Origin of the sequence: Microcoleus sp. SVA1B4, assembly GCF_036700545.1 — a bacterium.
Classification (GTDB): Bacteria; Cyanobacteriota; Cyanobacteriia; order Cyanobacteriales; family Microcoleaceae; genus Microcoleus.
On sequence record NZ_JAUBPB010000011.1, the window covers coordinates 125,390 to 135,517 of the forward strand.

Annotated in this window: 6 protein-coding genes and 1 pseudogene; all 7 read left to right on the forward strand. The window is 46.9% G+C overall.

Annotated elements, in window-relative coordinates:
• The first annotated feature begins 81 nt into the window (after nt 1–81).
• The 7 genes and pseudogenes from QT987_RS08170 to QT987_RS08200 all read left to right on the forward strand — a co-directional run bounded on the left by QT987_RS08170 (nt 82) and on the right by QT987_RS08200 (nt 9,820).
• Nucleotides 82–3,231 carry an efflux RND transporter permease subunit gene (locus tag QT987_RS08170; protein WP_333238848.1) on the forward strand — a complete coding sequence of 1,050 codons (3,150 nt, stop codon included), beginning with the start codon at nt 82–84 and terminating at the stop codon, nt 3,229–3,231.
• On the forward strand, nt 3,228–3,941 hold the full coding sequence (gene rppA / locus QT987_RS08175; protein ID WP_333238850.1) for a two-component system response regulator RppA: 714 nt from the start codon (nt 3,228–3,230) through the stop codon (nt 3,939–3,941). Before QT987_RS08170 ends, rppA begins: the two co-directional genes overlap by 4 nt.
• A 1-nt stretch (nt 3,942) precedes the next feature.
• Entirely contained in the window at nt 3,943–5,274 is a 1,332-nt protein-coding gene (gene rppB / locus QT987_RS08180; protein WP_333238853.1) for a two-component system sensor histidine kinase RppB, read from the forward strand.
• 28 nt (nt 5,275–5,302) lie between these two features.
• Nucleotides 5,303–5,464, forward strand: a complete 162-nt coding sequence (locus tag QT987_RS08185) for a hypothetical protein (protein WP_333238855.1) — start codon at nt 5,303–5,305, stop codon at nt 5,462–5,464.
• Nucleotides 5,465–5,583: 119 nt separating this feature from the next.
• On the forward strand, nt 5,584–7,020 hold the full coding sequence (locus QT987_RS08190) for a site-specific DNA-methyltransferase (RefSeq protein WP_333238857.1): 1,437 nt from the start codon (nt 5,584–5,586) through the stop codon (nt 7,018–7,020).
• Nucleotides 7,021–7,030: 10 nt separating this feature from the next.
• Nucleotides 7,031–7,998 (forward strand): annotated as a pseudogene (locus QT987_RS08195) (type II restriction endonuclease).
• A 181-nt stretch (nt 7,999–8,179) separates the two neighbouring features.
• Entirely contained in the window at nt 8,180–9,820 is a 1,641-nt protein-coding gene (locus tag QT987_RS08200) for a thioredoxin-like domain-containing protein (RefSeq protein WP_333238859.1), read from the forward strand.
• The last annotated feature ends 308 nt before the right edge of the window (nt 9,821–10,128 follow it).

The window sequence follows — 10,128 nt, forward strand, 5'->3', positions numbered from 1 at the left end:
GGTAACAGTCGATCGCGACGGAGTAAAACTCTTTACTCCGTCTCCTAAAAGCTTGCCTAATGCTATCCAAATTTCATTTTTATGTTAAACGTCATCCCCAAATGGTCTATTGCTCAACGATGGTTAGTGGTGTTGGGGGCGATCGCCCTAACCATCTGGAGTACACATACTGTAAGTCGAATGCCCCTCGATGTCTTGCCCAACTTTGCGCCCCCTCAAGTAGAAGTACAGACAGAAGCACCCGGTCTGGCCCCGGAAGCGGTGGAATCGCTGGTGACTTTACCGCTAGAAAGTGCGGTCAACGGGACACCTGGAGTTGAAGTCGTCCGTACCTCCTCAGCCGTAGGAATTTCTGTATTGCGGGTGGTGTTTAAGTGGGGAACTGACCCCTATCAAGCTCGTCAACTCGTGGCAGAGCGATTACAGGACGCGCAAGACCGATTACCCGAAGGAATTGGTACACCGCAGATATCGCCCCTAGCTCCCCCCATCGGAACGGTGATTCAATATGCGTTCACGTCTGACACTACATCGATCATGGAAGTGCGACGTTTGGTGGATGGCAAAGTCAACAATCGATTGTTGGCAGTTCCAGGCGTATCGCAAGTGCTGGTTTACGGCGGAGATTTGCAGCAGTTTCAGGTGATTGCGAATCCTGAAAAACTCCAAGCGTTGAAGGTTTCCCTTCAGGAAGTCGTCAAGGCGGCAAACGAGGCAAATGCCAAAACCGCCGGTGGATTGTTGATTGACCCCGATCGCGAATTAGTGATTCAGGGACAGGGACAAATCCAGACGATCGAAGATTTGCAAAAAGCGGTCGTCAAGGTGCAGGAAGGAAAAGCGATTCTACTGCGGGATGTGGCAGAGGTGAAGATTGGGGCTGCACTCCAGCGAGGCGATGCCAGTTGGAATCGTCAACGCGCTGTGGTGGTGATGGTGAACAAGCAACCGTTGGTAGATAGTCCCACCGTCACGCAAGCCATCATCGAGGCGATGGAGGAAATTAAACCGGGTTTACCCCAAGATGTGAAGGCGAATGTCACTTTCCGGCAAGATGCCTACATTGATGCCTCAGTTGGTAATGTGCGATCGGCGTTGATCGAAGGCAGTTTGGTTGTCGCAGCCATTCTGATTCCCTTTCTGATGAACTGGCGCACCCTCACCGTCTGTTTGCTGGATTTCTTTCTCACGCTACTGTTCTCGCTGTTAGTGTGTTCTTGGATCGGGCTGGAACTCAACACCATGACTCTCGGCGGATTGGTAGTGGCGATCGGGACAGCAGTGGATGATGCGATCGTCTACTGCGAAAATACCGATCGCCGCTTACGGGAAAATCGCCTCTCGCCCAATCCCAAGCCACCACTAGAGATTATTTTTGAGGGTTCTCAGGAGGTGCGCGAGTCGCTGATTGGAGCGACGTTAATTGGGATTATTGTCTTTTCACCGATTTTCACCCTCTCTGGGGTAGAGGGGCGGATCTTCACCCCCATGGGCATTGCCTACCTAGTGGTGGTTGTCATCTCCAGCCTGGAATCGCTAGTAATCTCCCCTGCATTGTGTGCCATTCTGCTGCCCCACAGCCGGATGCAGACGACAGAACCCTTCCTAGCCCGGTGGTCTAAACAACTTTACGATCCGTTGCTGCGAATGGCGATGCGTCGCTCTACCTTAATTTTAGGATTGGCCACAGCCTCAATGGTGGCGGCAATGTTGATTGTGCCGACGTTAGGACGGGATTTTCTGCCAACGTTCCAGGAACGATCGCTCATGAATGCGATCGCCCTTTATCCGGGTTCCTCACTCGAAGCAACCAATCGCGTTGGCTTAGCGATTCAAACCGCCCTTAAGGATGACCCCCGGTTTGAATCAGTACAACTGCGATCGGGGCGTGCTCCGGGCGACCCGGATGCGGCATCGGTGAACTTGGCACACTTGGACGTGGAACTGAGTGAAGCTGCGATGCAAAACCGTCCTGCCTCGATTGAAGCCTTGCGGGAGGCATTGGGTCAGTTTCCGGGAGTTGCCACCAATGTGGGTGGATTTATCAGTCACAGGATGGATGAAGTGTTGTCGGGGGTCAGGAGTGCGATCGCCATTAAAGTATTCGGCAATGACCTGCAAGAACTACGCCGCATTGGAGAACAAATCGAAGCCGCAATGAAAGACGTGAAGGGATTGGTAGACCTTCAGCTTGAGCCCCAAATACCGATCCGTCAAGTACAAATTCAATTTAATCGGGATGCAGCCGCCCGCTACGGATTGACGATCGCCCAATTGTCCGATTTCACCGAAACAGCCCTGAATGGTCGCGTGGTTGGTCAGGTGCCGGATGGTCAACAGTTGGTAGATGTGTTGGTTTGGGTCAACGAATCAGCCCGTCGCAATCTCAACACGATTCGCAACCTCCAAATTAATGCCCCAACAGGTCAAATTATCCCGCTTTCGCAAGTGGCAAAGGTTGAGTTTGGCAATGGGCCCAATACGATTAACCGGGAAAACGTCTCGCGTTTAATTGTAGTGTCAGCCAACGTACAGGGACGCGATGTTGCTTCGGTCGTCGATGACATTCGCTCCAAGGTTAAGCAATCAGTGCAACTGCCCCAAGGCTACTATATTCAGTACGGCGGACAGTATGAGTCGGAACAACGCGCTGCTCAAAACTTCCTAATTTTCGGAATATTAGCAGTGCTAGCGATCGCGGTATTGATGTACTTCACGGTGAAATCCGTTCCTGCCATGCTGATGGTGATGATCAACTTACCATTGGCACTGGTAGGGGGTGTTATCTCAGTCCTGCTGACGGGCGGCGTTATCTCAGTTCCGTCAATGGTGGGCTTTGTGACGCTGTTTGGCGTAGCGACGCGCAATGGATTGCTGCTCGTAGACAACTACAACACCAAAATGGCGCAAGGAATGCCGCTTCCCAAGGTCATTTTGGAAGGCTCGATGGAACGGTTGCTGGCGATTCTAATGACTGCACTCACCTCGGCATTGGGGATGGTTCCTCTGGTCTTAAGCGGTGGGGCTGGTAAGGAATTGTTGCAGCCTTTGGCGATCGTTGTCCTAGGCGGACTCTTTACCTCAACTGCTCTCACCCTACTGGTTCTACCTGCATTGTATGCTCGATTTGGGAAGTATCTGATGCCTAAACGGGTGATGAAAGTGCCCGATCTGAGAAACTATGGCATTGAGCAGACACCAACGACAGGGGATGAGGTAACGATCAAATGAGAATTCTGCTGGCGGAAGACGAACCCGATTTGGGTGCGATCGTGCAACGCACCTTGAGCCGAGAAAAGTACCTGGTGGATTGGGTGCAAGATGGCACAACTGCTTGGAACTATCTGGAAGACCAATGGATCGAGTACACGGTTGCCATTTTTGACTGGTTGCTGCCGGAAATCTCTGGCGTCGAACTATGCCAACGCTTGCGCCAGCAGAATAATCCTTTACCCGTTTTGATGTTGACGGCAAAAGATCGCACGGAGGATATGGTAGCTGGGCTGGATGCTGGGGCTGATGACTATTTGATGAAACCGTTTGTGAAAGCGGAGTTGTTAGCTCGGTTGCGAGCTCTTCAGCGACGGGGACGGAGTTTGTCGCCAGAACAGTCGCCATATTTCAATCCTGCCCAACTTGAGGCGGGGCGATTGCTGCTTGACTATACTAAATCCATCATCTGCACTACGGATGACGAAGGACAGCTAAGGGTGATTCCTCTGACGGCTAATGAGTTTCGGTTACTGGAATATTTCATGCAGCATCCGAACCAAATCCTCACGCGCGATCGACTTTTGACTCGGCTGTGGGATGTGGATACTGACCCGATGAGCAATGTAGTTGCTGCTAGAATTCGTCTGTTGCGCCGCAAGCTGGCAGATTATGGCTGTGACGGAATGATTGAAACGGTTCATGGATTCGGGTATCGCTTGAACAAGTAATATGCACTCCAACAAACTATTTAACCGCACCCGCTGGCAACTTGCAGGTTGGTACGCGATCGTCATTGGGTTGTTGTTAGGTATATGCGGTGTTGCAGTCTATCAGGTTGTGTTTCACACGCAGCGATACATTCTCCAGCAAAAACTACAGTCCTTAGCCGGAACGCTGCATGACACTATCGAACCACAATTACAACAACCGGGACAGCTTTCATCCAGCTTGAAAACTATTTTGCCCGGTTTATGTCTGTGGAATGAAAACTGTTACTCTTCAGGCAATAACGGGGCGCGACATACTGCTAGGGTGTTTCAGCAGGAGGGATATTATCTCCGCTTTTTAGACCAATCTGGGGAAATATTAGCAAAGGTTGGAGAGCAGCCGGATGTATTAGAAAACTTTGCACCAAAAGAGTTTTGGCAAATTCTGCATCTTTCTAATGGCGATCGCTTTTATCAAATTTCTTTATTACTAAGAACAAACAGCGGTTTGCCTTGGGGTTATATGCAAATTGGGCGATCGCTCAAAGAATGGGATGCTTATCTGAGCACTTTGCGATTGTTGCTCTTTTTAGGCTTACCCTTGGTCATGCTGCTAGTGGGAGGAGCTAGTTGGTGGCTATCTGGATTAGCGATGCGACCAATTTATCAGTCCTATCTCCAGATGCAACAATTCACCTCCGATGCCGCTCATGAATTGCGAACGCCTCTGGCTGTCATTCAGGCTACTGTTGAGGATACTCGTCTGGCTGAAGATTTACCGGAGGTTAGTCAAAACCTCGATATTATCGAACGACAAAACATCCGCCTTTCTAGGTTAGTGAAAGATTTATTGTTTATTTGTAGACTTGAGCAACAACAGATTCCGACTCAATTGCAGCATTGCTGTTTCAACTATCTGATTGGCGATTTAGTAGAAGAACTTGCAGGTTTAGCAATGGTGGGTGAGGTGGAATTGAAGTTAGAAATTCGTGCTTCGCGAGCCGTTGTAATTCTTGGGGATGAAGCCCAACTTTACGGGATGGTGACAAACTTAATTACCAATGCGATTAACTACACTCCCCCAGGAGGGCTAATCCTTGCCATCCTCGATTGCACCGACAAGGAAGCCATAATTCAAGTTCAAGATACAGGTGTTGGTATCAACCCAGCCGAACAAACGCGAATTTTTGATCGTTTCTACCGAGTGCAGAGCGATCGTTCTAGAGCCACGGGTGGTGCTGGATTAGGGCTATCGATTGCAAGTGCGATCGCAGTGGCTCATCAAGGCAGCATTCAAGTCCAGAGTGAGTTAGGAAAAGGCAGTACATTTACAATCCGTCTACCACTCAAATGAGAACAATATTACTCCGATCGCGTCAAGATTGCCTTTGCAAGGGGAACCGCCGAATATCAAGCTGTGGGTTAACTCGATCGTAAGTGCGATCGAGCAGAATAAAATTAACGGTGTATTGGTGATTATGGAAAATAACAGCCGGGAAAACCAAGGAGAAAATTGGGGTTCAGCCAGAGGGGATAATTTCTGAAGCGGTTAATTCTCTGGTTCGTCAGAGAGAATTTACAAGGGTAGCGACATCTACCCGTTCTTTGATTGGAGATACTGGTATACTACGATCGACAGTTAGTTATTTAATAATTTGTAGTCATGGTAAATATATCAAGCATCTCCAACATAGCCCCTGAAGTGGAAAATGACTTTCTGGAAGAGATTGATAACCTTGACAGGCAATTACACGATCGCTTTCAAGACAAGTTTGTAGTCCAGCCCTCGCTTACCCGACTTTTGGTTAGTTTTCAGGCTAACAAAACTAGACCCATTTATAGGTGGTACAAGTATAAGGAAGCTTTCTCCGCTTCTCTGGTAGAGTTCTTATTCCAACAATATCAAGTCATTCAAGGCAAGATTTTAGATCCTTTTACAGGTAGTGGAACTGCTTTATTTGCTGCTAGCGACTTGGGAATAGATGGTGAGGGCATTGAATTATTACCTATTGGTCAACATATAATTAATACCAAAATTATTTTAGACACTGCCTTCACTATTGATGATTTTCAGCGGCTAAAGACATGGTTTAATTTGCAAATATGGAAAAAATTTGAAAACCCTGTCACTCTGCCAGAATTGAGAATTACTAAAGGGGCTTACTCCGAAGAAACTAAAATAGAAATTGAGCAATATCTTGGAGCTTGTTATCAAGAAAATACCAAGATTCAATCAGTTTTAGTCTTGACTTTACTGTGTGTTTTAGAATCCGTAAGCTATACACGCAAAGATGGACAGTATCTTCGTTGGGATTACCGTTCGGGTCATGGCACGTCAAAGAAGTCCTTCAATAAAGGTGAGGTTCTTGAGTTCAGTCAAGCTATTACCCAAAAATTTAATGAACTTGTTAACGACTTAGAACCTCCTACACAACAACTTGAGCTTTTTCAAACTCAGAATCATCAACAAGGCAAAATTAATTTGCATCAAGGTTCTTGTCTGAAGATAATGCCCGATTTGCCGGACTCTACCTACGATGCAATCATCACATCTCCACCCTACTGCAATCGATATGACTATACTCGCACCTATGCACTAGAGCTGGCTTTACTAGGAATTTCTGAAAAGGAATTAATTAATCTGCGTCAGGAAATGCTAAGTTGTACGGTTGAGAATCACCCCAAAGATTTATTGGCTATCAATCCGGCTTGGGAAGTAGCTTTAAGTATTGCTAATTCGCAAACTCTCTTGCAGGCTATCTTAAGATATTTGGACAGCCAAAAGTCACAGGGTATATTGAACAACAATGGTATACCAAGAATGGTAAGAGGATATTTCTATGAAATGGCTTGCGTAATACAAGAAAGCTTTCGTATCCTTAAACCAGGGGCATTTTTGTTTATGGTTAATGACAATGTGCGCTACGCAGGTATAAGTATTTCAGTGGACCTGATTCTTTCTGATTTCGCTGAAAAACTCGGCTTTATTACGGAAAATATTCTCGTTTTACCAGGTGATAAGGGGAATAGTAGTCAACAGATGGGAAACTATGGACGCGCTCCTTTGAGGAAGTGCGTTTATGTATGGAAAAAACAATAACTGGATACCTATGTGTGCTTATCGTAACCACCTTCAATCCAGTGACGATCTTGTCACAACCTATGAAGACACTCGTGCGGGTTTTGTTGCACTTGCCCTGGAAAAAAATCGACGCGCTACACCTTACGTCGCCCAAGCAAGAGCACTTCAAGAAGCTGCTGGTCAAGCTGAGAGTCCTGCTGATTTGTTAAATGTTAAGGGCATTGAAATGGGATTGTTGACTGCGGCAGGATTATCGGATAAGTCTCTTGCTCATTTGATGCCAAATGATAAAATTGAAGCTATCAATGGTCTAATCAGGAATTTTCTTGAGCCAGCAGGCACAAATTTTGTGGAGGAATTGGTCTTTAGATTTCTACTGACTCGTGGTGACACGCTTGGTGGCTCAATGCGTAATGTTGGCGGAGCATTAGCACAAAGAAAACTAACTCGTGCTATCCTCTCGACTCTCACCATTGCTGGTAAGAGATATTACTGGCAACACTCAAAGACAAAAAAGTGGATAGCCATGACAAATGATGACACAGAAATTGAGTTGTCTTTACGTGGGATAAGTTGGGAGAGCGAGCTGGGTAATCGCACATTGATTTATAACCTAACTGTTCCGCTAGTCAGGAGCAATGTGGATTTATGTTTATTTAATCTTGCCCCGACGGAGTTGGTAGCCAGTCAATCCAGTGCAATTGACCCATCTATGGTGGCACCTTATGTTATTGCATTGGGCGAACTTAAAGGCGGAATCGATCCTGCAGGTGCAGATGAGCATGGAAAACGGCACAAGCGGCACTAAATCGCATACGCGAAGCTTTTTTCCGGGTTGGACATTCACCTCTGACTTTCTTTGTGGGTTCAGCGGTGGCGACAAGGATGGCGGGTGAAATTTGGCATCAACTGGAAAACGGGACTCTCACTAATGCTGCAAATCTGAATGAGGAGAATCAAGTTGCATCTATTTGTCGTTGGTTATGTAATTTATAAAAGCAACAACCGTTTTGACTCCGTGTCGGTTTTACCATCCTCCGTCGCCCCCCTCTTGTGCCACAGCCATCTTCGCTGTGTCCACAAGCCCTCGTTTAACCTCCCCTTTTCCCCATCCTGCCAAACTTCCCGCTAAATTAAAGAAGTAAAAAAATCATTCACGTCCTACCCAGGAGATGCCATGCCTCGCGTCAGAGCACCAGAATTCCCCGGAAACTACCCCTGGCTGAATACCGAAAAACCTTTATCCATTGAATCCTTAAAAGGGCGCGTCGTCCTCCTCGACTTCTGGACGTACTGCTGCATCAATTGCTTGCACGTCCTGCCAGACTTAAAATACCTCGAACAAAAATATAAAGATTCCCTCACGGTTATCGGCGTTCACTCGGCTAAATTTGAAAACGAAAAAGAAGTAGAAAACATCCGCCAAGCTATCCTCCGCTACGATATCGAACATCCTGTAATCGTTGACAGCGGCATGAAAGTTTGGCAAAGCTATGCCGTTCGGGCTTGGCCGACTTTAATGGTGATCGATCCTGAAAGTTATGTCGTTGGCTTTGTTTCCGGTGAAGGCAATAGAGAAGCACTTGACGAGTTAGTTGGCAAGTTAATTGCTGAATACAAAGATAAAAATGCGCTCAAATTTAAACAACTCAGTTTTAGCTTAGAAAAACAGCGCAAACCTGTATCAACACCGCTGGCTTTTCCCGGTAAAGTGCTGGCATTTGCGATCGCTGCAACGGAGGCAAAACACCTTCACCAACAGGTCGCGCTTTTGGGCGAAATGAGTCAGGAAAATGAATCTGTAGATGCAACTGTATTGCCAGGGCCGGCTAATTCAGTTATACAAAACTTGGTGGGTTCTTGCTTATTTATTGCCGATTCCGGCCACAATAGGATTGTTGTCAGCACCCTCGAAGGTGAGGTGCTGCACGTCATCGGTAGCGGAAAACCTGGTTTAACTGATGGGAACTTTGAAGAAGCTGAGTTTTTTGCACCTCAAGGTATGGCTTTTGATGCAGAAAGTCAAATTCTATATGTTGCTGATACGGAAAATCATGCTGTCAGAAAGATTGATTTTACGACTCAACGGGTAGAAACTGTTGCTGGTACCGGCGAACAAAGTCACGAAATTTCACCCCGCAGTGGCAAGGGTTTAGAAACGCAATTGAATTCGCCTTGGGATTTAGAAAGAGTTGGAAACAGACTTTTTATTGCAATGGCGGGTTCCCATCAAATTTGGGAAATGCAGTTAGATACTGGCACGATCGCCACTTACGCGGGTATTGGCCGAGAATCCTGTGTTGACGGAAGTCTTGCAGAATCTGCTTTTTCTCAGCCCAGCGGCTTGTCTACCGATCGATCGGAGTTGTTTGTTGCTGACAGCGAAATTAGTTCGATTCGCGCTGTGGGTATTGATGAAGACCCCAAGGTGCGTACAGTCTGCGGTAGCGGTGAATTGTTTGGTTTTGGGGATAAAGATGGTCGCGCTGAGGAGGTAAGGTTGCAGCACTGTTTGGGTGTTGAATACGCTCAAAATTACCTGTGGGTGGCTGATACTTACAATCACAAAATTAAGCGGATCGACCACCGGGGCGGTACGTGCAGAACAATGATTGGAGATGGTACTGCAGGTTTGGTTGATGCTAAAGGTCTCAAGGCTCGATTTTTTGAACCTTCAGGGTTGAGTGCGATCGGGCCTCATTTGTTTGTTGCTGATACTAACAATCATGTAATTCGGAGAGTTGAGTTGGATACGCTGGAAGTCACAACTTTGGATTTCCCCAGTTTGTGCGCTCCAGAGGTTTGTTTTCCTGATTAAGTCGATCGACCTTTTTGACATCAGGCACGGTTTTCAATTCTCGTGATTACCAGATTGATTGTGGTAAGGTAGGGTGCTCTTCGGCCCACCTTACCGCAATTTTCCAGCAAAGTAAGTTAACCTAATTATTCGCGGTAAGTGCAGTGCCTCACCCGCAATTCACTCATGGATGCAGAACCTCTATATTTAGGGTGTACGGCCAAAGAACACCTAACCGATATAAGGAATGAAAATTAAATAACTTCCACTCTTGAAAGTGGGATGGGCGTCCCGCCCGTCCAAAAATGACGGGCGGGACGCCCATCCCA

Bases quoted from the DNA above. Each gene is read 5' to 3' on its own strand.
- QT987_RS08170 (WP_333238848.1), top strand. From the start codon at position 82: ATGTTAAACGTCATCCCCAAATGGTCTATTGCTCAACGATGGTTAGTG.
- rppA (WP_333238850.1), top strand. From the start codon at position 3,228: ATGAGAATTCTGCTGGCGGAAGACGAACCCGATTTGGGTGCGATCGTG.
- rppB (WP_333238853.1), top strand. From the start codon at position 3,943: ATGCACTCCAACAAACTATTTAACCGCACCCGCTGGCAACTTGCAGGT.
- QT987_RS08190 (WP_333238857.1), top strand. From the start codon at position 5,584: ATGGTAAATATATCAAGCATCTCCAACATAGCCCCTGAAGTGGAAAAT.
- QT987_RS08200 (WP_333238859.1), top strand. From the start codon at position 8,180: ATGCCTCGCGTCAGAGCACCAGAATTCCCCGGAAACTACCCCTGGCTG.